The sequence below is a fragment of the Facklamia sp. P12945 genome (assembly GCF_050409485.1).
GTDB lineage: Bacteria > Bacillota > Bacilli > Lactobacillales > Aerococcaceae > Facklamia.
In genome coordinates this window covers 45,826-66,284 of the sequence record NZ_JBNUPJ010000007.1, presented here as the reverse complement: position 1 = coordinate 66,284, position 20,459 = coordinate 45,826, and the positions used below count along the sequence as shown (strand labels likewise).

Annotated in this window: 24 protein-coding genes and 2 pseudogenes; 9 read left to right on the top strand and 17 right to left on the bottom strand. The window is 35.0% G+C overall.

Annotated features, from left to right (window positions below):
- Window positions 1-146: 146 nt before the first annotated feature.
- The 6 genes from hemW to ACQV2X_RS03685 all read right to left on the bottom strand — a co-directional run bounded on the left by hemW (window position 147) and on the right by ACQV2X_RS03685 (window position 5,062).
- Window positions 147-1,274 carry a radical SAM family heme chaperone HemW gene (hemW, locus tag ACQV2X_RS03710; protein ID WP_428894249.1) on the bottom strand — a complete coding sequence of 376 codons (1,128 nt, stop codon included), beginning with the start codon at window positions 1,272-1,274 and terminating at the stop codon, window positions 147-149.
- A 104-nt stretch (window positions 1,275-1,378) separates the two neighbouring features.
- Complete coding sequence (locus ACQV2X_RS03705) at window positions 1,379-1,642, bottom strand: barstar family protein (RefSeq protein WP_428872727.1); 264 nt, start codon at window positions 1,640-1,642, stop codon at window positions 1,379-1,381.
- Window positions 1,643-1,655: 13 nt separating this feature from the next.
- Complete coding sequence (locus ACQV2X_RS03700) at window positions 1,656-2,198, bottom strand: ribonuclease domain-containing protein (protein ID WP_428894248.1); 543 nt, start codon at window positions 2,196-2,198, stop codon at window positions 1,656-1,658.
- 362 nt (window positions 2,199-2,560) lie between these two features.
- Complete coding sequence (locus tag ACQV2X_RS03695) at window positions 2,561-3,493, bottom strand: metal ABC transporter solute-binding protein, Zn/Mn family (protein ID WP_428874906.1); 933 nt, start codon at window positions 3,491-3,493, stop codon at window positions 2,561-2,563.
- Complete coding sequence (locus tag ACQV2X_RS03690; RefSeq protein WP_428873005.1) at window positions 3,490-4,320, bottom strand: iron chelate uptake ABC transporter family permease subunit; 831 nt, start codon at window positions 4,318-4,320, stop codon at window positions 3,490-3,492. The genes ACQV2X_RS03695 and ACQV2X_RS03690 overlap by 4 nt, the downstream gene beginning before the upstream one ends.
- Before the next feature lie 10 nt (window positions 4,321-4,330).
- On the bottom strand, window positions 4,331-5,062 hold the full coding sequence (locus tag ACQV2X_RS03685; RefSeq protein WP_428872724.1) for a metal ABC transporter ATP-binding protein: 732 nt from the start codon (window positions 5,060-5,062) through the stop codon (window positions 4,331-4,333).
- 227 nt (window positions 5,063-5,289) lie between these two features.
- On the opposite strand from ACQV2X_RS03685, the gene ACQV2X_RS03680 reads away from it, so the two are divergent.
- Complete coding sequence (locus ACQV2X_RS03680; protein WP_428872723.1) at window positions 5,290-5,943, top strand: metal-dependent transcriptional regulator; 654 nt, start codon at window positions 5,290-5,292, stop codon at window positions 5,941-5,943.
- Between the two features lie 102 nt (window positions 5,944-6,045).
- Here the strand turns inward: ACQV2X_RS03680 and ACQV2X_RS03675 are convergent, their stop codons facing one another.
- Window positions 6,046-6,984 carry a linear amide C-N hydrolase gene (locus tag ACQV2X_RS03675; protein ID WP_428894247.1) on the bottom strand — a complete coding sequence of 313 codons (939 nt, stop codon included), beginning with the start codon at window positions 6,982-6,984 and terminating at the stop codon, window positions 6,046-6,048.
- Window positions 6,985-7,431: 447 nt separating this feature from the next.
- Between ACQV2X_RS03675 and ACQV2X_RS03670 the strand changes: the two genes are divergently transcribed.
- Window positions 7,432-7,620, top strand: a complete 189-nt coding sequence (locus ACQV2X_RS03670; protein ID WP_428872720.1) for a hypothetical protein — start codon at window positions 7,432-7,434, stop codon at window positions 7,618-7,620.
- Window positions 7,621-8,845: 1,225 nt separating this feature from the next.
- On the opposite strand, the pseudogene ACQV2X_RS03665 reads toward ACQV2X_RS03670, so the two are convergent.
- The 5 genes and pseudogenes from ACQV2X_RS03665 to ACQV2X_RS03645 all read right to left on the bottom strand — a co-directional run.
- Window positions 8,846-9,076: pseudogene (locus ACQV2X_RS03665) on the bottom strand (hypothetical protein); the annotation flags it as partial.
- 60 nt (window positions 9,077-9,136) lie between these two features.
- A complete protein-coding gene (locus tag ACQV2X_RS03660) occupies window positions 9,137-9,283 on the bottom strand; it encodes a hypothetical protein (RefSeq protein ID WP_428875785.1) in 147 nt (48 codons plus the stop codon).
- Window positions 9,284-9,378: 95 nt separating this feature from the next.
- Entirely contained in the window at window positions 9,379-10,245 is an 867-nt protein-coding gene (locus ACQV2X_RS03655) for a D-alanyl-D-alanine carboxypeptidase family protein (protein ID WP_428874910.1), read from the bottom strand.
- A gap of 588 nt (window positions 10,246-10,833) precedes the next feature.
- Window positions 10,834-11,055 (bottom strand): FeoB small GTPase domain-containing protein, encoded by a 222-nt coding sequence (locus ACQV2X_RS03650; protein WP_428894246.1) that lies wholly within the window; start codon window positions 11,053-11,055, stop codon window positions 10,834-10,836.
- A 28-nt stretch (window positions 11,056-11,083) separates the two neighbouring features.
- Window positions 11,084-11,224 (bottom strand): annotated as a pseudogene (locus ACQV2X_RS03645) (FeoA family protein); the annotation flags it as partial.
- Between the two features lie 335 nt (window positions 11,225-11,559).
- On the opposite strand from ACQV2X_RS03645, the gene ACQV2X_RS03640 reads away from it, so the two are divergent.
- From ACQV2X_RS03640 to ACQV2X_RS03625, 4 genes are read left to right on the top strand one after another with little or no spacing between them, the layout of a single operon-like run.
- Entirely contained in the window at window positions 11,560-12,519 is a 960-nt protein-coding gene (locus ACQV2X_RS03640) for a VOC family protein (protein ID WP_428872715.1), read from the top strand.
- 3 nt (window positions 12,520-12,522) lie between these two features.
- Complete coding sequence (locus ACQV2X_RS03635; protein WP_428872714.1) at window positions 12,523-13,422, top strand: VOC family protein; 900 nt, start codon at window positions 12,523-12,525, stop codon at window positions 13,420-13,422.
- A gap of 13 nt (window positions 13,423-13,435) precedes the next feature.
- Window positions 13,436-14,047: a flavin reductase family protein gene (locus ACQV2X_RS03630; RefSeq protein ID WP_428872713.1), complete on the top strand. Its 612-nt coding sequence runs from the start codon at window positions 13,436-13,438 to the stop codon at window positions 14,045-14,047.
- A 9-nt stretch (window positions 14,048-14,056) separates the two neighbouring features.
- On the top strand, window positions 14,057-14,665 hold the full coding sequence (locus ACQV2X_RS03625) for an alpha/beta hydrolase (protein ID WP_428894245.1): 609 nt from the start codon (window positions 14,057-14,059) through the stop codon (window positions 14,663-14,665).
- 26 nt (window positions 14,666-14,691) lie between these two features.
- Here ACQV2X_RS03625 and ACQV2X_RS03620 read toward each other — a convergent pair whose 3' ends face one another.
- The 3 genes from ACQV2X_RS03620 to ACQV2X_RS03610 form a co-directional block, all read right to left on the bottom strand.
- Window positions 14,692-16,044, bottom strand: coding sequence for an MATE family efflux transporter (locus tag ACQV2X_RS03620; protein ID WP_428894244.1), 1,353 nt, complete (start codon window positions 16,042-16,044; stop codon window positions 14,692-14,694).
- A 104-nt stretch (window positions 16,045-16,148) separates the two neighbouring features.
- Window positions 16,149-16,700: a hypothetical protein gene (locus tag ACQV2X_RS03615; RefSeq protein WP_428872710.1), complete on the bottom strand. Its 552-nt coding sequence runs from the start codon at window positions 16,698-16,700 to the stop codon at window positions 16,149-16,151.
- Entirely contained in the window at window positions 16,646-17,041 is a 396-nt protein-coding gene (locus tag ACQV2X_RS03610) for a class I SAM-dependent methyltransferase (protein WP_428885323.1), read from the bottom strand. The genes ACQV2X_RS03615 and ACQV2X_RS03610 overlap by 55 nt, the downstream gene beginning before the upstream one ends.
- Window positions 17,042-17,283: 242 nt before the next feature.
- Here ACQV2X_RS03610 and ACQV2X_RS03605 point away from each other — a divergent pair, with 242 nt between their 5' ends.
- From ACQV2X_RS03605 to ACQV2X_RS03595, 3 genes are all read left to right on the top strand, one after another.
- Window positions 17,284-17,691, top strand: a complete 408-nt coding sequence (locus tag ACQV2X_RS03605) for a helix-turn-helix domain-containing protein (protein ID WP_428872707.1) — start codon at window positions 17,284-17,286, stop codon at window positions 17,689-17,691.
- 11 nt (window positions 17,692-17,702) lie between these two features.
- A complete protein-coding gene (locus ACQV2X_RS03600) occupies window positions 17,703-18,044 on the top strand; it encodes a hypothetical protein (protein WP_428881657.1) in 342 nt (113 codons plus the stop codon).
- Between the two features lie 105 nt (window positions 18,045-18,149).
- A complete protein-coding gene (locus ACQV2X_RS03595) occupies window positions 18,150-19,226 on the top strand; it encodes a YeiH family protein (protein WP_428891674.1) in 1,077 nt (358 codons plus the stop codon).
- Window positions 19,227-19,287: 61 nt separating this feature from the next.
- Here ACQV2X_RS03595 and ACQV2X_RS03590 read toward each other — a convergent pair whose 3' ends face one another.
- Both ACQV2X_RS03590 and ACQV2X_RS03585 read right to left on the bottom strand, forming a co-directional pair.
- Window positions 19,288-19,731 (bottom strand): hypothetical protein, encoded by a 444-nt coding sequence (locus ACQV2X_RS03590; protein WP_428894243.1) that lies wholly within the window; start codon window positions 19,729-19,731, stop codon window positions 19,288-19,290.
- A gap of 168 nt (window positions 19,732-19,899) precedes the next feature.
- Complete coding sequence (locus tag ACQV2X_RS03585) at window positions 19,900-20,436, bottom strand: GNAT family N-acetyltransferase (protein ID WP_428894242.1); 537 nt, start codon at window positions 20,434-20,436, stop codon at window positions 19,900-19,902.
- Between the last annotated feature and the right edge of the window lie 23 nt (window positions 20,437-20,459).

Here is a 20,459-nt window from a genome sequence, read left to right as displayed (position 1 = left end):
TATCATCTTTTCCTGTAAATCGAGCAGTATGACGATTAATAATCTGAACACTATATGGTTAAAAAGGCACCCTGCTGCTTTAAGATTTCTTCTTAAAGCGATTATCTTGATAATGATTTAACCGTCTTATTTCCATTGCACCCCCCCTATAAAATATCTAAATAAAATTGATTCCCAATATCTAAGCCTTTTTCAGTAAACCAAATACGCTCATGGTCATAATCAATCAAGCCTAACTTTTTATGTTTGGCCAAGATTTCCTGGTACTTGTCAATAAAGTCAATATTAAATCGCTGGTTAATCGCTGTGAATTCAAAACCTTCCAACAGGCGCATATTCAACATGATGAACTCTTTTTCGCGATCTTCCAAAGAAAGCTTTTCACTGATCTGAATAGGATATTCGCCTTGATCAATCATGCCGTAGTAATCATCAAAACGTCTATGATTAACAAAACGCACGAAATCAATATTAGAAGAAGCTCCTAAACCAATTCCTAAATAATTCTTCAACTGCCAGTATTTTTTATTATGGCGACTTTCAACATCACCTTTGGCAAAGTTGGAAATTTCATATTGGTGGAAACCATGTTTTGTCAGTTCTGATTGGATATAATGGTACATTTCTCTTTCAATTTCATCGTCTAAAACGCGCATCTGTCCAGTTAACACCCAACGCTGAAAAGGTGTGTTCTCTTTAATCATTAGGGAGTAATAAGAAATATGATTAAGCGGTAATTGCATAGCTAATTCTATGTCCCTTTTTAAAACATCCATGTCCTGTTTAGGGTTAGCAAACATCAAATCAATTCCCAATTTCTTAACACCTAAGTCTTTTAATAAAGCAATCTTTTGATAGACTGTTTCATGATCATGTAAACGCCCCATCATTCTTAAGGTTGCATCATCAAAGGACTGGACTCCCATAGAAAAGCGATTAAACCCATATTTTAAATAGGTTTTTACTTTTTCTTCCGTGACAGATTCGGGATTCATTTCAATCGAAATCTCACAATCTGAAAGAATCACAAAATGACTCTGGATGCCTTCCATAATCTTAACCATCTGTTCAGCTTCTAAATAAGAAGGTGTTCCGCCACCAAAATAAATTGTGTCTAATTGATAGTTTCCACTATAAAGAGCCATTTCTTTAATTAAGTAGGTAACGTATTCATCCATTCTCTCTTCCATATCCACAAAGGTTAAAAAGTCGCAATAATGGCATTTCTTTTGACAGAAAGGGATATGTATATAGAGTCCAATTGTTTCTTGCATAGCTTCTCCCACCTTTAATTCTCTCATTCTACTATAACGAGTTTGATTTAAATTTAATAGTACTTATTCTTAAAAAAGAGAAGACGATTGCCTTCCCAAATACTCTACCAATGAAGAGTCACTTGATGTTCCATTTCAATTGAAGCATCCCCAAACAAATCGAGCAACCAACGGCCATAATCATTGAGTTGGTCCAAAATTAAACGCGCACGGTATATTTCAATCTCTAAAGGACGGCTATCTCCTAGGACATCCCATAAAGCATCTAAATTATGACCCGTGTAGTGGGGCAAATTTAATCGATCAATCAAATAGCAATAAGTCGTCTCCTTGTCTGTAAAGGCTTGGCCATCTAATATAATTTTCATACTCTTCATCCTTTCAATAAAGCTGCTTAAAACTATCATAATGATCGTCAGTGTAATAAATCAGCCCATCATTAGAATACACGATTCGTTCAGATCCACGATGGTGACTGTACCCTGCTTGAATATCAGCTTCATAGTATTGCCTTCCTTTTTTCTTAGGTAATATGCCCTCTCGATTGCCAAATCGATTGCCACCAATCACATAAATCGGATCAGCAGTTGACCAGTTTTGCTTAGTTGCCTCTTCCTTAGTTATATAATTAGCTGGTAATCGATTATATTGATGAATATAGGCAGCGACTTGTTCTAGATTATAATAAAACGCTTCTTCTTGAACGACCTCGCTCGTATTTTCTTGGTTAAGCCATGGATCTGTTTCAATTTTTAATTCTGTAAAACCCTCTCGGCTTGTTTTACTGGAATCACTTGCTAACTGTTCACTGACTGGTTCTTCAGTGAATTCTTGCAAAAACTCTTCAACTTGTAAGCAGCCACTTAAAGAGATGGCTAGAAAAAGTATTAATAAGCTTAATAAATAGTTACATTTCGTTTTCATGCATTCCTCCAAAAAATATTTCAGCAACATATAGATACTAGCATACTTTTCGCATATTTATTCTTTTTATTTAAGAGTTAAAGTTTTTTAATTATCGGTAGATTCTGGATTACTTTCAGCAAACACCACCACATAGATCTTGATTTTTGCAAGACAGGATATATTTGCTACTCATATCCAATTACCATATAAAAAACGGTCGAGTATAAATACTCAACCGCATTTTATTCTCCCTATAATATAATCTACCGAACACCTCATGCATCCGATGAACGTGTATAAGTAGAATGTTTCTTAATTTCTAATATATCCTAAGCTCTCCCTAAGATAAATGTAGTTAGTTCTTTTAGCAAATCTTATAATTATTCCGTTTCAAGAATACCACTCACAATATGGTCAACATTCCATTTGATCATTGTGATGTATGTATCTCCTTCTTCGCCTTCATTTGCTAATGAATCTGTAAAGATTTTCGATTTAACAGGAATTCCTGTTTCTTGAGAAACTGTCTCCATTGTTTTAGGATTGATTGATGTTTCAACAAATAAGGCTTTCACATCACGCTCATTAATAATATCTAAGATACGCTTCATTTGGTCAGGTGTTCCTTGATTATCTGTATTGATTTCCCAAATATAAGCTGCTTCAAAGCCATAGGCCTTAGAAAAGTATTTAAAAGCTCCTTCTGAAGTAACTAAGATTCGTTGATCTTCTGGAATTTTAGCAATTTCATCTTTTGCATATTGGTCTAGATCTTCTAATTCTTTGGTATAAGCTTCTTTATTTTTTAGATACTCTTCTTTATGCTCTGGATCAGCTTCAATTATTTTTTCAGCAATAAGATCAACATATTTAATGCCATTTTGTACGTCTAGCCAAGCATGAGGATCTTGCTCATTTTCTTTACCTTCAGCTGTTAAATGCATAGGTTCTACTTCTTCAGTCACCGCAAAAGCTACATCTTTTTTATCAGTTACATCAAGTAAATCATCAAACCAACCTTTTCCTGTTTCGAGGTTAAATCCGTTATAAAAAACGAGATCAGCTTCAGATACTTCTTGAGCATCTCCTGGTAACGGCTCATAGCTATGAGGGTCTGTTCCAATTGGCACTAAACTATAGACTTCTCCATGTTCTCCAACGATATTCTTAACCATATCAGCGATGATTGAATAACTTGCTACGATTTTTAGGCTTTTATCTTCAGCGGCTTGGGCTTTTACCCCCCCTCCAATTCCTGATAAGATAGTAGATAATAATAGAGTCAATGCAATAAATTTTTTAAATATTTTCATGATACTTTTTCCTTTCTAAAAAAATTGTTTTTTGGTGAAGCAAAAAATGAAATTAAGAAAACTAGTGAACCCAACAAGACAATTGCTGAACTCGTAGGCAGATTATTTTGGAAACTTATATATGTTCCGATTAGTCCCATTGAAGCTCCAATTATTGAGGCTAATAGAATCATATGGATTAGTTTATTTGTCCATAAATAGGAAGTCGCAGCTGGTATAACTAACATAGCAATAACCAACACAATTCCTACTTGGGAGAGTGAGGAGACAGTTACAACGGACAACATAAGCATTAATAAATAATGATAGAAATCCGTATTGAGTCCATATGCTTTCGAAACAACAGGATCGAAGGATGAAATTAATAACTCTTTATAAAAGAGACTTACAATAATAATCACAGCAACGAGTACCCAAAAAGATTGTTCTAACTCAGAATTCGGAACCGCTAAAATATTACCGAACAAGACGTGATTTAAATCGATTCCACTTCGTGCTTGACTAATTAAGATAATTCCTAAAGCAAAAAATGAACTTAAAATGATGCCAATCGCAGTATCACTTTTAATGTTAGATTTTTTTGAAATATATTGAATTAGAACAGCAGCAAAAATCCCAAAAAGCGATGCTCCAAACAACATATTAATACCAAACATATAGGAAAGAGCTACCCCAGGTAATACCGCATGCGATAATGCGTCTCCCATCAAGGCCATCTTTCTTAAAACAATAAAGCTACCTATAATTCCAGACACTACCCCTAAAAAAATTGCGGATAAACCTGCATTAATAACATAGGAAGGTAGGTCAAAGAGTTGAGAAAACACTTCTGTCAATTTAATCACCTAACCCTTTTATTTGAACATTTCCTAATGAGCCTCCGTAGGCTGCTTGAATATTCGCATTAGTAAACACTTCTTTAACTGCTCCCTCAGCGATGACTGATTTATTTAAAATTAAAAGTCGATCAAAGTATGACTGCACCTCATGAAGATCGTGATGGACCACTAATACCGATTTCCCTTCACTGCGCAATTGCCTCAAAATGTCCACAATAATATTCTCACTTTTGAGATCAATCCCAACAAAAGGCTCATCTAAAAAGAAAACTTCTGCTTGTTGAGCCAGTGCTCGAGCAATAAACACCCTTTGTAGCTGACCACCAGATAGATTACTAATTTGTTTTTTTCGAATATCCTCAATCACTACTTGCTCCAAACAGTAATCCACAATTTCTCTTTCCTTCTTACCTGGTCTTTTAAATAATGGTAAATTAGGGTAAGTTCCTGTTAAAACAGTATCTTCAACTGTAATGGGAAAAGTTAAGTCTAAGTCACTTTTTTGAGGAACATAGGCAATTTTTCTTAATTTATTTTTAATGTCCTCGCCATTATAAGTCACTTTTCCACTGCTAGGAATAATTCCTAACATTGCTTTCATTAAGGTTGATTTTCCAGCGCCATTCGGCCCTATAATACCCTCACTGTATCCAAATGGGATATCAAGGTTCACATCGACTAGTGCTTTGTGCCCAAAATAATCAACATTCAAATGTTTAATTTGAATCATATATATACTCCTTTCTTCACTAGTAAGAGTGTACACTATTTTTTACCTTTAAGCAATAAATTATTTAGGAGGGTCTAATATTTTTGTTTTGTGATTGCTATAGCATAATTTTGTTTGGTGAAAAACTATTTTAGTCTAGTTAATTGTAGTTGTGTTATACTAAATTTACTAAGAAAATTCACTAAGAAAGACTAAGGTATTAAAAGCTTATGAAAGAGGGAGAGATAATGAAACGATCCAATGTCAAAGAAAACTATCTTAAAGCTATTTTCAGTTTGAACGGTAGTGAAGAATATGTTTCAAATAAATTAATTGCGGACAGCTTAAATATTTCAGCTCCGTCTGTAACCGATATGATTAGCCGATTAGTTGAAGACAATCTTGTTGAATCCATCGCCTATAAAGGAGTGCGTTTAACCAGACAAGGATTAGAAAGTGCGATTAAGGTTGTGCGTAAACATCGCATTGCCGAACTTTTTTTAATGAAAATCTTAAAATATGACATCACTCAAGTTCACAACGATGCTGAAACCATTGAACATTTAGAAAGTGACTATTTTTTTGAGAAATTAGAAAAACTGCTAGATTATCCAAAATTTTGTCCTCATGGAAGTATTATTCCCACAATTGATAATTATCAAGAAGTTTATCGGACACCTCTATCATCATTTAGTGAAGGTGACCACCTAGTGTTTCGTCGCTGTATCGATAAACATGAACTACTAGAATACTTACAACAAATTAATCTTGAATTAAATCAAAGAATTCACCTAGATAAGATTGATGACACAAATCGTATTTTTATTTTTTCATATAACGATGATCAAACAGCCTATTTTAGTTTCGATATGGCAGAATTGATTTTCTGCGAAAAAATTTAATTTCTAAGACTATTAAAGATGAGTCTATTGGCAAATAAAATATACCCACTTTCGCATCCTATCACCATAAAAAAACGCTGGATAACTTCCAGCGTCTTTAATTTATTTAAGTGTTTGATAAGTAAATCCAGCCGGCAAGAATATGGCCTGTCTTCGATTTAAATCTTCGATGTCATCAAAAACTATTGAATAAACCATTTGATTTTGAGCGGATTGAATGGTCAACCTTCTTGATGGACTATCATAAGCAGATAAATAAACAGTATGTGTGTAAGAATGATATTTTTTGTTAGGGATAAAGCCTTTAGGTAAAGCAACAGAAGATAAGACGCGGTAAAGATTGCCAAAGGCAGACTGACTGTCATGATTATCAAGTGTTTGTTGTGCTAGATAATAAGCTTTTAAAAAACGTGATTTTGGATCATATCCACCAGGTAGGTCTTTAGCAGCATTAAATTGGTTCAAATTTTCTTGATTAAAAGTAGTTTGCAAAAGTTTTTGATGAGAAGGAAATTTTGGTGCATTGGTCATGACGCCATAAGGATTTTGGTAGACTTTTAGTTTTTTCTTTTCAGGCTCAACCACAATGCAGTTTTGCTGACTGTCTGAAAACATAAAGTGGAAAATTGGTGTGATGACTTTATTTCCATTCATATCATGACTTGAGATGTGAACGGTCGGTAAAATCGCTAAGACTTCATCAACATTGCGACAATTACCTAAGATATAATTCATAAAATAAAAAGCAGAAACATTGTTCTTCTTTTTATCTACTTGATTATCATATAAGCCAAATCCTCCAAAATCATTGGTGATTCCAATCAGACCATGCTCATTGACCCCATCCTTTAAAGGGTCCATATTTCGAAAACCAACTCCAAGCATCTTATATTGAGAAGGGTGAAAGCCGCCTAGCAAATTTTCAGCTACCGGATACCCCTTAGGCAAGTAAAGTATATTGTAGTCAACGGGTGCTTCCAGATCCATTGTTCGTCCTGCAACATGTCCGCCGGGGTAATTAATTTTAATTCCTGTACACATAGATATTTCCTTTCTATCTTTAGTATCAACCGACTAAATGATCAGCTCGAATTCTCAGTATAGCATTATTAGATCCGATAAGCGTTAAAAGTGCTTTTAAAAGATTGTTACTTTAAAAATTAAATAACAGAAGGCTTAGCTATGACGATTAGAAACTTCATATATTATAATCCATCACATTTCTCATTTAATTAGGACACATTATTGTCCAGTCAATTCCCAATAATAGCAGAGTATTAATCATTTTTGGCTGAGAAACTGTCTAAAAGTTGCTAGCTTCGATAAAATAGTAATCATTCTGAGGCAAAGTCACTGGAGTGAAGTCTATGAGATTGTGTGCAATCTCATATTATGAAAAACTTCTGAAAACAGTAGATAAAATAAAATCTGAAAGCTTGAACTTTATTTTAACCACAGGAGGGGGGCAGTCATTGGTGGGAGTAATTTATGACTGCTGCTTTTAATGGTGATCCTATCGATACCTTCTCAATCATCATTAGTAAAGTTTTAACGGTTAAAAAGATCAGACGAGAAGAAAAAACAGCTATTGAAACCACACGCAATTTCTTCCAGCCAATTGGATTGCCTGCTAGCTTACAGAAATTGATCTTAAAGCATAATATATCAACTATCTAGTCAATTAACTTGAGGCCAATAAATTTACTAAAATTGGTGAACACAAAAATCATACGTTGAAAGTATCCAGAGCAATCTATAAAAAAGCTTTAAACTAGATAAAAACAGCCACATCAAAGTGGCTATAAGGTGATTCCAAAAAGTTAGAGTTAAAAACTAGCTTTTAATGAATTCTTTTTTTCTAATTTTAAAGTATTTTAGTATTAGCTTCTATATTATTAGGTATTTTTGTCTTTCTTTGGTATAAGGAAAGTGATGAATGAAAAAAGAAGTTTTATAAAATAGCTGGTATTCTTACGGCTGTTATAAGTTTACTCACTTATTTACCTTTATTTGGTGTCTGTCCTCAGAGTATTCAAGCTAGTTAGCTGTCTTAAGTTGTAAAGTTAATATTTGTTTAAAGTAGTTTTCAGCTTTTGAGAGCTACTTTTATTTTTTGATATTAAGTAAATAATTATCTATCACGTAGTTCTTGTTTTTTTGCTTCTTCCTCCTTGGCTTTAGTTATCTTATATTCTAGTGTTTCTTTGTACTTGCTATCTATCAAAGCTTCCTCGTATCTTTCTTTTACTATTTTTTGTACGTCTTCTATCGATTTAGCAGACTTTCTCTTTACATCGTAAAAATCTTCATTATTTGCTGGTTTAAAAGCTGGTGTATCTTCTTTTTTAGGTTTAACCTTCTTCTTAACTTTTTTGTTGTTTGTGTAGGTTCTTCTTTGAACAGATCGCTATAATCTTTGTTTCCGTCGTTTTCTACCACTTGTACGTTTATTAGAGACGTTTGTGTGATTGGTGAGCGTTTTATTGCTGACGATTTCTTTTGTGCAGTTTTCTTTCCTGCGGGCTTTGGTTGACCTTGCGTATTTCATTCAATAGCTAAGTGAAGTTTTTCTTTAGCATAAAGAGTTCCCAATTTATCAGCTCTTATTTTTTGCTCTATAAAATCTTCGTCTATAATTAATAGGATAAATTACCATGCTTTCGTTCCCTCGCATCTACTTTATAATTTAATAATATATCCTCTTTAAACTTCTTCATGGTCACAACTTCAGAATTGGCTAGGGATTCTAGGATTCTCTCTTAAATCGTCTTTCCAAACACATTTACCCTTGTCAGCTGTTTTAATTTCGCTAATCGTTCTACAATTAATCGCTTTATCTTTTGATAAGTAATTACATTCGCACCAAATTCTCCTAGTATTTCGTCGTGCTTAGGCTGTATATTTACCCAACGATTATTAGATCTTGATAGTTTGATACACCAATTGGATTCGGGTTGTTTATAACAATGTGATTATATAGGAATGCATTTTCGTTGTCTGCTTGTGTAACTACTAAAACTTGTCGACCAGGGAACAGCCTTTGCCCCGTTTCTAAGTCTAGCTCATGAACTTTCTTTATGTCTTCGGGATTATCTACTATAAATTCACCTCTTGAAAACGATGGAATAGCGTTATAAGTTTGAACATTTTACCCTCATTAACATTGAAGCTATCCCACACTTTAGAAAAGATTCTAAAGCAGTTTCTGATAAACAATTAATTCCTGAAGCTTGCAAAACTCAATCCATATCTTCGCGATGGCTCTTTTCTTCCATCGCTTGTCACCCTTTTCCTTTTCTATTACTACCTTTAATCGCCAGTCAAAATTATCTTTAGACATACATATGACCTCCTAATTCCGCATCCGGATTTAGGAGGTCAGTACACTTTGAGAGTCCTTTTTAATATTATTTATAAGTTTTCTTCCGTTTTTTACTATAGTTCTGAAAGAATTTTAAGTGTATCCAGCACTTGTCCTTCTACTCGGTTATTAAGATCATTTAATTCTGAACCCATGACAACCACTATATATTCTTTACCATCTTTTTCAGCTAAAGTGGCCCAGCATAAACCGGCTCCATAGGTAGTACCAGATTTGCCACCAGTAATCTCAAAACCGTCTTGATAAAATTCCCGCAATTTTTTGAAAACAGTACTTTCCATATAAACACCTGAGGGATGGGCATTAGTTGCCGTCGATAAATAGTCTTTACGTTTAAAGATTGCTTCAAAATGACCATTTTTTAAAGCTTCTTTCAATAACATAGCGATTTCCTTAGCAGTAGTTACTTGACCTGCTTGATCCATGCCATCCACGCTTTTAAACTTAGTTTTTTTTAATTTTAATTCTTCAGCTTTTTCATTCATCCACTTAATAAAAGTCTTTTTGGATCCGGCTACATTAAGTGCTAATGAATTTGCACTTTCAGCTCCTGAAGGAAGCATGGTGCCATAGAGCAAATCACGAAAAGTGGTTGACTCATAAGGATAATAACCCGCCATAGCTGCGCCTTCTTCTATGGCCTGATAGTAACTGGCTTCATCCACTGGAGCATAGGCTGATAGATTATCGATATGTTCTAGTGCAACAAGTGTTGTCATAATTTTTACTAAGGAAGCAGGTTTACGAGAGACGTTGGCTTTTAAAGACAACTCGGTTTTGTCTTCTGTTAAATTATAAACATAAATACTTTTAGAATAGTAAGCCTCCAAAGCCAGGACTTGATATGGATACAAAAGATTTACAAGACTGATCAGTGTAAGTATTATTATCGATTTTTTAAAAAAAGATAAATCTCGCATCCAAAACGCCCTCTCTATTTTATTATTTCTTTTTTAGAGTCTCATACTTTTCAAAGTCGGTCAAGTCAAGAACGGAAATTTCTATTTTAATTCAAAAACAGCCTAAACCAATATAAAGAGTAGAGCTGTTAGTTATTAATTTTTTTGAAATTTAACTTTGGCCTGAGCAATTTCTCTTTGAATAACTAGTCGCTCTTCATCAGATACTTTATCACAGGAACATCCTACTATATTGGTGGGTGTTTTAACATTCAATCCGGCCAAAGGACAATCCGTTACAGTGCAAGATGTCCACTTGTTCTTTCCGGCTTTAAAAGATTACCATTCTTTTTTAGGAGATAAATTAAACCTCCTACAATTATGAAAAGAATCATAAGGGTTTTAAAATTCATTAACAGAAATGAAAAGAACAACTTAATGAAAGAATTCTGATAAAACTATTGAATCTAATCCCATGCTTTTTTTAACTTATGCTGCCCTATTCACTACAATAGCCAGTGGGATTCCTAACTCTAATAATAGGATAGTTAAATAAAAACTTCTTTCAAATCTATTCCCATCTACTACATTTAAATCATATCAGCCTGCTCATCTAATAGATAGTCGTGTGACAAAGTTTCTTTTATATAGGAAGGTAAAAAATGCCTGGTAAATCAACGATGACCGTGGTAGGATTCGTTTAAAATTAGCCCTCTTTTTATCAATCGTCACGCCCGGCCAATTTCCGACCTTTTGATTAGATCCGGTGAGCAGATTAAAAAGTGTGGTCTTCCCACAGTTAAGATAAGCTAATAAGGTAATTTTACGCATGCTTCGCTCCTCCCGATAAAAGGGTTGTTTAAATTAATTCAGCTTCACTCTTACGAATCGAAAGTTGATAACCTCTCACTCGAATTTCGAGTGGATCTCCTAAAGGTGCCAATTTAACAAGCTCAATGATTGCATTTTTTGCAATTCCCATATCCCTAATGCACTTTCTAAATTAAGTTTCACTTTCTACTTTTATAAGCTTCGCTCTCGATTTGACTTTCAGCTGACTAAAAGCTACAAAATCTTCATTATCATAAGATAACATTTCGATCGTCACACTTTTAGCAAATTACAGACTGACTGCAAGACACATTCCTTATCAACATCACACTCTTATTTTATACTAAAACCATTCAATAAATAATAAAACAATGCGAAATGTAAAATTCGAGACAAAATGCTTGCATTTTCTGTTCATTCATGTTAAATTTAATTCGAATTCGAGATAACAAAATCGAATCTTATTAAATGCTTTGACTCTCTAAATTTAAAGGAGGAAATTTTATGAACAACTTATTAGGAATCCACCACGTGACAGCTATGACAAATAGCGCAGAAAGAAACTATGACTTTATGACAAAAACTTTAGGCTTACGTTTGGTTAAGAAAACAGTTAACCAAGATGATATCCATACTTATCACACTTTTTTTGCTGATGACCGTGGAAATGCTGGTACGGATGTAACTTTCTTTGATTTTCCTAACTTACCAGAAGGCGTTAAAGGAACAAACTCAATTTCCCGTATTGGTTTGCGTGTAAAATCTGATGAGGCTTTAGAATATTACTTAAAACGTTTTGAAGAAAAAAATGTTAAACATGAAGGTATTAAAGAATTATTCGGTAGCAAAGTATTAGCTTTTGAAGAAGAAGATGGCCAAGCCTATCAAATCTTCTCAGATGAAAATAATGAGGGTATCCCTGGAGGAATTCCTTGGAAAAACGGTCCTATTCCTGAAGAATTTGCTATTTACGGCCTTGGGCCTATTGAAATTACTGTCGGTTACTTTGAAGAATTCAAAGCTGCCTTAACAACTATCTATGAAATGCGTATTGTCGAAGAACATGACGATGTTGCACTCTTAGAAGTTGGTGAAGGCGGACACGGTGGTCAAGTTATTCTACGCAAAGACGTTGAAACTCCACAAGTGCAGCAAGGTTATGGACTTGTTCACCACGTATCCTTCCGAGTAGCCGATGACGAAGCGATTCAAGCTTGGGCAGATCGTTACCAAAAATTAGAAATTGGAAATTCTGGTTTGGTTGATCGCTATTACTTTAAGGCTTTATACGCTCGCATCGGTCACATTTTAATTGAAATCTCTACTGATGGACCTGGCTTTATGGGAGACGAATCTTATGAGAATCTGGGTGAAATCTTATCTTTACCACCATTCTTAGAAGGTCAAAGAGAATCAATCGAAAGTCAAGTTCGCCCATTTGATACTGTTTGGAAAGGGGAATAAATCATGGTTGATAAAATTCAAAGTATTCATCATATTAGTGCCATAGTGGGTAATGTGCAAGAAAACTACGATTTTTATACAAAAGTCCTCGGTTTAAAACTTGTTAAGCAAACTGTCAATTTTGATGACCCTTCTGTTTATCATACCTATTTTGCGAATTCGAAGGTTGATAATGGAACAATTATGACCTTCTTCCCATGGGATAATGACCATAAAGGGACAAAAGGCGGGGGGCAAGTCGGAAGAATTGCTTTTTCTATTCCTAAGGGCAGCCTCACAGCTTGGCAAAATCAATTAGAAAAACATGAGATTACTTATCATAAGAGTAATATGTTCTCTGCAGCCACTTTAGAATTTTCAGATCCTCATGATCTAGATATTGCTTTAGTCGAAGCTGAGACAAGCTCAGACAATAATGAAATTATCGGTTTCTATGGCTTGGTACTCCTATCTACCAACCCTCAAGGGACTCTTGACTTGTTAACACGTGAAATGGGGGCCAAATTGGTTGAAGAAGCTGACGAATACCTACACATCGAATTAAGCGGACCTGAAAAACACCGTGTGTTACTTTTAAAAAAGGCACAACCACTAGGACGTTTTGGCATAAGCACTGTTCATCATGTAGCCTGGTCAGTTGATCGATTGACTGACCTTCAAGCTTGGCATGACCATTTAAAAGAAGCGAATTATCATCTGACTCCTGTCAAAGATCGTAAATACTTTAAATCGATTTATTTAAGAGAAAAAGGTGGCATCATTTTCGAATTTGCTACTAAAGAACCTGGCTTCCAAGTAGATGAAGATTTCGATCATTTAGGTAGTCAATTAAAACTACCTGAACAGTTTGAGTCTAAGCGTTCAGAAATCGAGTCATCTTTACCTAAATTTATAGTGGATTAGGCGAGTAGATAATATGTTATCTTATAAAGTTACAGACTTATCACCTAAAGATCAGTATAAGGTTTTAATTGGTTCAGTCATCCCTAGACCTGTTACAATGATAGCCACACAAAATGACGATCAAAGCTTAAATTTAGCACCCTTTTCCTACTTTAATATGGTAGCTTACAATCCACCCATCCTCATGGTGTCCATTCAAAGAAAAGGTAAGATGAAGGATACCGCTCGAAACATCCTAGCTAATAAAGAAGCCGTTTTCCACATCGTAGACCAAGAAAATTTACAAGAAGTCAATTTGACAGCTAGCAATTTGCCAAAAAATAAGAGTGAATTGGATTTAACCCAATTCACTCTTGCTAGCAGTCAAACAATTCAAACGCCTGGTATAGCTGAGATGAAAGTAAGGTATGAAACAGTATTACACCAACACATCGAGATCCCATCATCAAATGGTAAAGAAGTTTCAGCTGACTTATTCTTGATGCGAGTAGTACATTTCCATCTTTCTGAGGAAGTTTACCAGAATTCTTATGTGCTTGCTGATCAGTTAAAACCGATCAGTCGTTTAGCGGGTAATGATTATGCAACTTTAGGACAGACCATTCAACTTGAAAGACCAAAGTAGGAGGTAATTATGGAATATATCTATCACGCAGCTGATAATGCTGAATACACTTTTGTCCTGTTACACGGTACAGGAGGAGACGAAACTAACCTTATTCCTTTAGCCAAAGAAATCTCATCTTCAGCTAATATTCTCTCTATAAGAGGAACTGTTAACGAAAATGGAGCCCTCCGTTATTTTAAACGGAAGGCCGAAGGTCTCTATGATTTAGAAGATCTAGCGGAAAGAAGTGATGAGCTTGTTGAATTCATCAAAAAGATGAGTAGTGAAAAAGGATTTGATTTAAGTAAAGTAATATTTATTGGCTTCTCAAACGGATCTAATATTGCTTTAAATATCTTAATTCACTATCCAGAAAGCTTTAATAAAGGAATTTTATTTGCCCCACTCTACCCTATGGCCATTGATCAGCAGAAAGATTTATCAAATCATCAACTCTTCTTATCCATGGGTGAGGCAGATCCAATCTGTAGTATGCAAGCAAACAATGACTTAATTAAAAAATTAACAAACATTCAAGCAGACCTATCCATTGAATGGGTACATACCCATCAAATTACGCCTCAAATTGTGCAAGATGCTAAAGATTGGGTGTCAAATTTAAAAGAGAATAATTAATTAATTTAAGCTCTACTTTCTTATGTCTAATTAGCATGAGACAGGTAGAGCTTTTTCCAATTCTTACGGGCTAATAAGTAAATAATTATTCCTTTTAAAGCAGTGGAAAGAGACATAGCAATCCAAACTCCAACCACACCATAATTAGGCATAAACAGCCAAGCAAATGGGATTCTCAACAAATTACAAACAGTATTCACAGTTGCAGGGGCTTGAGTATTTCCTAAACCGTTAAGGAAGCCACTTCCACCAATTTCAAAACTCATAAATAATTGGCTTAAACCAAAGACAAGTAAATAAACAGCTCCTAAAGCGATAGCTTGCTGGTCATCTGGTATAAATAGCTTGAAGAACTGCATTCTAAATACGATAAGAACTAAGGTCGCAAATGAACCAATGGCTAATAAGGAGCGAATGGTCGTTTGATAAATCCCTTCTACTCGTTCATAAAGTTTAGCTCCATAATTCTGCCCTACCATAGCCGTAATCGCTACTGCAAAACCTTCAGTGGTCATCCATGAAATGGATTCAATGTTTGACCCCACACTGGTAACAGCTAAAGGCATAGCGCCATAGGAAGCAACATAACGATTTAGTAACACACTGACTAAAGCGTGTGCATTCGACTGAATAGAAGGTGGTAGTCCTACTTTAATGATTTGCCCTAGATTCTTACTGTTAAATGACCACAAGTGGATGCGACTGCGGTAAAGTAAATCTCCTTGGCGATAAATAGCATAAAGATACAAAATAAGTACCATAAACTGAGCAAAAATAGTTGCCATAGCAGCCCCTTTAATCCCTAGGGCTGGAAGAGGCCCTAAGCCAAAAATTAAGATGGGATCTAAGATAATATTAATAACCAGTCCGAGAGTATTGACGGCAAAAGGTGTTTTACTATTACCTAAACTATTATAGGCTCCAGATATAACAGGGTTAATAAAAAATAAAAAAACACCCGAAGCAATCACAATCAAATATTCTTCAGTCAGTTGATTGACGTCATCTTCTAATTGGAAGAAATTAATAAAGGGATCTTTAAATAAAATTAAGAGGCCTCCAAAAGCAAGGCCCATTATAAGGGCTAACCAAAAACCATTGTTAATATAAGAGCGTGCTGTCTTTTCATCTCGTGCCCCATAGGCTTGTGCCGTCAGGACACTCATTCCAATTCGAGGGATCAACATCAAACTCGAAGCAATCCACAAAGCAAAGCCAACTTGTCCTGCTGCAGCTACAGCCTCAGTAGAGAGTCTTCCAATCCAGGCAATATCGGTTAAAGTGTAAGTCATTTGAATAAAAGCAGTTAACATTAAAGGCGTCGATAATTTCAACATTGTTTTAAATATCTTACCGTTTAATAAATCTAAATTTCTCATTGCTACTCCTCCATATCTCAATAAATAGTAACAAGTTGAAGCACTAATTACAATCACCAAAAACTTAGTGAAAGAAAAAGATCTTTCAATAAGTTTTAATGGCTTCATTTTATTCCTCTAAGGACGTTGGTAGTAGAAATCTTCGTATCCCACTGTTTTTGGCCCTTTTGATAAAGCACCCATCTTTTATCATACTTTTGATTGGTCTTTGCAATCATTTGTTCAATGTCTTTTTGTAATTCTTTTAAAAGGGGATTCTTGAATAATCTGTTCAATATTTCAAGATCACCGAGACGGTCGCTCTCAATCATCGCATGAGCCAAGCGATCACTTACTTGTGGATTATCCGGGGTCAAATGAGTCGTAACATAGGACATTGAGACGTCTTGGAAACCAAACTTTTCCATTGTTTGAGGCAATTCTTGCTCGTTTAATTTATACTTACCTAGTTGAAAAGTTTGGATACTATCATCTTGGCCGTTTGTTAAGACTTCAATCTGCTGCCAAAAGGTATTTTCATCTTCATTAAAAGAAAGCAAAGCCGGTGCTTGGTGAATGACCCCTTGAGCTTGACTGAGACAAAGACAGACTCCTCCGGATTTTAATAAATGATACTGTGTTTTAAAGAAAGTGTTTGTTTCAATGTGCTCAACCACTGTATTCGAAAGAATAACATCAAACTATTTTCCTCAAAAGGAAGCTTATAAATATCACCCTCTAAAAATTCAACTTCAGGAATATTTTCTTTAGCAAATTCTATAAAGTTGTGATCGCGGTCTAATCCAATTACATTGGCATTCGGGTACCAATCTTTTAATACCTGACATAAAGCACCCGGCCCACAACCTATTTCTAAAATTCTAAGAGGAAGTTTTTGATCGATATTAAAAATGGTTTGATAAGCATTGGCATTTTCCTTACTAAAACGTAGTTTACGACTAGAATAGAGCGTTTGAATTCCCTGTACTTGGTTAGACCAAAAATTTAACCTGTTCATTGTATCCCCCTCTTTTCGTTCCAACTTAACTTCAAACATGATATTTTGTGTTTTCAGTTTTTTTAACAGAGCCTATTATATCATTTATTAGTAATTTTTGATTAAATTTGCCCATCAAGGTCTTAAAATGGATGATAGGGTCATGTAAAACATCTTTTCCACTATTATTTTACGAATGTAAAAGACTTTCGCTAGACATATCAAGTGAAAATGCTAAATTTAAAACAGAAGGAGGCGACATTATGAGTCTTGGCCAACAACTCAAAACAGCACGCTTGCATGCAAATTTAACTCAAGAAGAAGTTGCAGAAAAAATTGGGGTTACTCGTCAATCCGTTTCAAATTGGGAAAACGAGAAAAATTACCCTGATATTCGGAGTGTCATAGACCTTAGCAATCTTTATCAAATCAGTCTGGATCAATTGATGAAAGGAGACGAAAAATTGATTAATCATTATCAAGAAAGTTCAAATGTAGTTCGTAGTAACAAACATTTATTTAAGATTATTTTAATTAGTTTAACTATCATCTTAGCACTATTCATACTCCATCACCTGATGCCTAACCATGTCGAGTGGCTACTTGCTATTTTTATTATAATGGCCATAACGGCAGGAATCATTATTCATGAAATCATTCAAAGAATATAGGAGGCGTAAAAATGAATGAAACTATCAAAATATTTATAATTGTAATTGTCGCTACCATTGCGCTGGCTTCTGGCAGCTTATTAGCTTACTTCATCTATAAAATGACTATTATTGATGCTAAGGCGCGAGGGTTAAAACATCCCAAATTTTGGGGTATTTTTAATATCGCTGGAAACAACTCTTCAAATATCTTACTCTATCTTATCGGCAGAAGGAAATTTCCTAAAGATAAACTCACTTCCTATGATCAACTCTTAATGAAGCAATATAAAAGAGAAGCTAGTATATCTCTTATTTGCCACCTTTGTGGGACGATTATCCTACTTATCTGCATTGTTTATTTCTATGCCTAACTAGTTCGCCTATCTTTATTAGAAAAAGTAGGGTTTTTGTTATTTTATTAATTAATAAAGTTTGGTAGGATAGATGTGATATAAAATTAAAGGAGATCTCTTTACATGAACTCAGTAAAAAATAAACTTCCAGGACTTCTTTTATGTTTCTTGATTGCTATTTTTGCTAGCCTTTTAGCTAGTGTATCGATTGGAAACTTTTCACTGGCGATTATTGGAGCACCCGTCTTTGCTATCTTAATAGGCATGATCATCAGTCTCATTCAGCCCCAATTAGCTAATCATGCCATTTTTCATCTCGGTATTCGCTTTTCAGCGAAAAACATCCTACAATGGGCAGTTGTTTTATTAGGTTTCTCCTTGAACCTCTCAATGATTATTAAAGTTGGTAGCAAAAGCTTACCTGTAATAGTTGCTACTATCTCGATTGCGCTACTGGTTGCTTGGTTCTTTCATAAGCAATTTAAGATGGAAACGAAATTAGCGACTTTAATTGGGGTCGGATCAGCTATTTGTGGAGGTTCTGCAATTGCAGCCACTGCTCCAGTTATTGAAGCAGATGATAAGCAAGTTGCTCAGGCTATTTCAATTATTTTTATTTTTAATGTACTGGCTGCTTTGATTTTCCCTACTTTAGGTTATAACTTAGGATTAGGAACAGAAGGTTTTGCTATCTTCGCAGGTTCTGCAGTTAATGACACTTCTTCAGTGACTGCCGCAGCAGCGACAGCAGAAAGCTTCTATCAAGTGGAAGGCATCCTATCTGCTGCAGTAACGGTCAAATTAACACGAACACTAGCCATTATTCCCATTACGATAGGTCTATCTTTGATGCAAGCTCGTAAGGAAAATGAACACGCAAAAGCCACTATTTTTCACTTACTTCCTACATTTATTCTCTATTTTATTTTAGCTGCCTTAGTCACTTCCATAGTGGACCTTCTTCCAACAAATGCATTTACCTATAGTTACGTCGAAAAGTTTATTCCCCTGATAAAAACTCTCGCTAAATTTTTTATCAGTATGGCTATGGCGGCTATCGGGTTAAACTCTCAATTAAGTGAACTAATTAGAGAAGGAAAGAAACCCATTTTACTTGGCCTCTCTTGTTGGATAGCTATCAGTCTCGTTTCACTAACCGTTCAAGCTCTAACCGCTACTTTTTATAGTAATCTTCCTTAATCAAAAACGGTTAACTAGTAGAATTATCTAGTTAACCGTTTTTTTCTATTTAATTAACTGCTTAATTTGAAAAGAACCATTTTTGATAGCCCTTATCAATCAATAGGCTCACGAGCATTTGAATAATCATAGAGATAAAAACTGTTAAGGGAATCCCCTTTAAAACACCCAAAAAAGCTTGGCCGTTTATGCCCGCTTCCATCCATACTCCAAGAAAGCCCATGACAAAAGAAAAGATCAAGGCGGGTGGGAATTGTCCCACTACGAATTTTAACCATTCTGGATGCTGGATACCTAGTAATTCATTGAATTGCTCAGACATTTTTGGTATATCAAGAAGATAAGCCCCAAGAATTACTGAAACGGGTAAAAGAACAGATAGTTTAACTAACATTTCAGGGAATACGACTTGCCCCTGCATGGCAGTCATAATTAAGGGCATGATAATTCCAAGATGAACGGGAAAAGCAAAGCGTTTAAATGTTTCAAAGTTTATCGAATGCAAAATAATGTCACCTTTCTAATTGTGTTTTTAACTTTTTTACTCTAACAAATACCTTAAGCCCTTTGCAAGTTGTTTTTAACGATTCACCACATACTTTGTCTTTAACACATCATTTTCTAGTTAAGTATGCTCAAAAAATAGAACAATTTTTGAAAAGATAATACTTCATTATTCATCCCTTAGCTCTATCCAATACCTTTGATCGACAGTGCCATCAGGATAAACTACTTCATTTTCTAAAACGCCACCATTTTTTTGAATGGATTTCGCGGACCCAATATTTTCTTTATTACAAATCATTAAAACCCTTTTTATACCGATTCGTTTACACTCTTTTAGTGCTAATCCTATCATTGCTGTGGCATAACCTTTGCGTCGCTCACTCGGTCGAATACCGTCTCCTATATGTCCACCCTTTAGTAAAAGATCATCATTTAAATAATGGCGAATATTCACTGCCCCTACCAAAACATTCCGATTGCGGTCGAGACAAAAAAAGGTCGAATCCGGTACACGGTCTGAGTGTACAGCTTCTTTATCTTCTATACTCTTAATATATCCTCCAAAATCATGTGGATCATGACGAAAGATGGCCGATGGCGAACCATCTGTTTGATTTTTTTCTATATCTTCTTTCCATTCTTCGATCATCTCCATTAATAGTAGCTGATGTTTTTTCTCTAACTTAACAAGTTCGATATTCATATTAGGCTTATCCCTTTCAAAGT

Excerpts from the sequence above, each read along its gene's own strand:
- hemW (WP_428894249.1), bottom strand. The coding sequence starts at position 1,274 with ATGCAAGAAACAATTGGACTCTATATACATATCCCTTTCTGTCAAAAG.
- ACQV2X_RS03705 (WP_428872727.1), bottom strand. The coding sequence starts at position 1,642 with ATGAAAATTATATTAGATGGCCAAGCCTTTACAGACAAGGAGACGACT.
- ACQV2X_RS03700 (WP_428894248.1), bottom strand. The coding sequence starts at position 2,198 with ATGAAAACGAAATGTAACTATTTATTAAGCTTATTAATACTTTTTCTA.
- ACQV2X_RS03695 (WP_428874906.1), bottom strand. The coding sequence starts at position 3,493 with ATGAAAATATTTAAAAAATTTATTGCATTGACTCTATTATTATCTACT.
- ACQV2X_RS03685 (WP_428872724.1), bottom strand. The coding sequence starts at position 5,062 with ATGATTCAAATTAAACATTTGAATGTTGATTATTTTGGGCACAAAGCA.
- ACQV2X_RS03680 (WP_428872723.1), top strand. The coding sequence starts at position 5,290 with ATGAAACGATCCAATGTCAAAGAAAACTATCTTAAAGCTATTTTCAGT.
- ACQV2X_RS03675 (WP_428894247.1), bottom strand. The coding sequence starts at position 6,984 with ATGTGTACAGGAATTAAAATTAATTACCCCGGCGGACATGTTGCAGGA.
- ACQV2X_RS03670 (WP_428872720.1), top strand. The coding sequence starts at position 7,432 with ATGACTGCTGCTTTTAATGGTGATCCTATCGATACCTTCTCAATCATC.
- ACQV2X_RS03660 (WP_428875785.1), bottom strand. The coding sequence starts at position 9,283 with ATGTCTAAAGATAATTTTGACTGGCGATTAAAGGTAGTAATAGAAAAG.
- ACQV2X_RS03655 (WP_428874910.1), bottom strand. The coding sequence starts at position 10,245 with ATGCGAGATTTATCTTTTTTTAAAAAATCGATAATAATACTTACACTG.
- ACQV2X_RS03650 (WP_428894246.1), bottom strand. The coding sequence starts at position 11,055 with ATGCGTAAAATTACCTTATTAGCTTATCTTAACTGTGGGAAGACCACA.
- ACQV2X_RS03640 (WP_428872715.1), top strand. The coding sequence starts at position 11,560 with ATGAACAACTTATTAGGAATCCACCACGTGACAGCTATGACAAATAGC.
- ACQV2X_RS03635 (WP_428872714.1), top strand. The coding sequence starts at position 12,523 with ATGGTTGATAAAATTCAAAGTATTCATCATATTAGTGCCATAGTGGGT.
- ACQV2X_RS03630 (WP_428872713.1), top strand. The coding sequence starts at position 13,436 with ATGTTATCTTATAAAGTTACAGACTTATCACCTAAAGATCAGTATAAG.
- ACQV2X_RS03625 (WP_428894245.1), top strand. The coding sequence starts at position 14,057 with ATGGAATATATCTATCACGCAGCTGATAATGCTGAATACACTTTTGTC.
- ACQV2X_RS03620 (WP_428894244.1), bottom strand. The coding sequence starts at position 16,044 with ATGAGAAATTTAGATTTATTAAACGGTAAGATATTTAAAACAATGTTG.
- ACQV2X_RS03610 (WP_428885323.1), bottom strand. The coding sequence starts at position 17,041 with ATGAACAGGTTAAATTTTTGGTCTAACCAAGTACAGGGAATTCAAACG.
- ACQV2X_RS03605 (WP_428872707.1), top strand. The coding sequence starts at position 17,284 with ATGAGTCTTGGCCAACAACTCAAAACAGCACGCTTGCATGCAAATTTA.
- ACQV2X_RS03600 (WP_428881657.1), top strand. The coding sequence starts at position 17,703 with ATGAATGAAACTATCAAAATATTTATAATTGTAATTGTCGCTACCATT.
- ACQV2X_RS03595 (WP_428891674.1), top strand. The coding sequence starts at position 18,150 with ATGAACTCAGTAAAAAATAAACTTCCAGGACTTCTTTTATGTTTCTTG.
- ACQV2X_RS03585 (WP_428894242.1), bottom strand. The coding sequence starts at position 20,436 with ATGAATATCGAACTTGTTAAGTTAGAGAAAAAACATCAGCTACTATTA.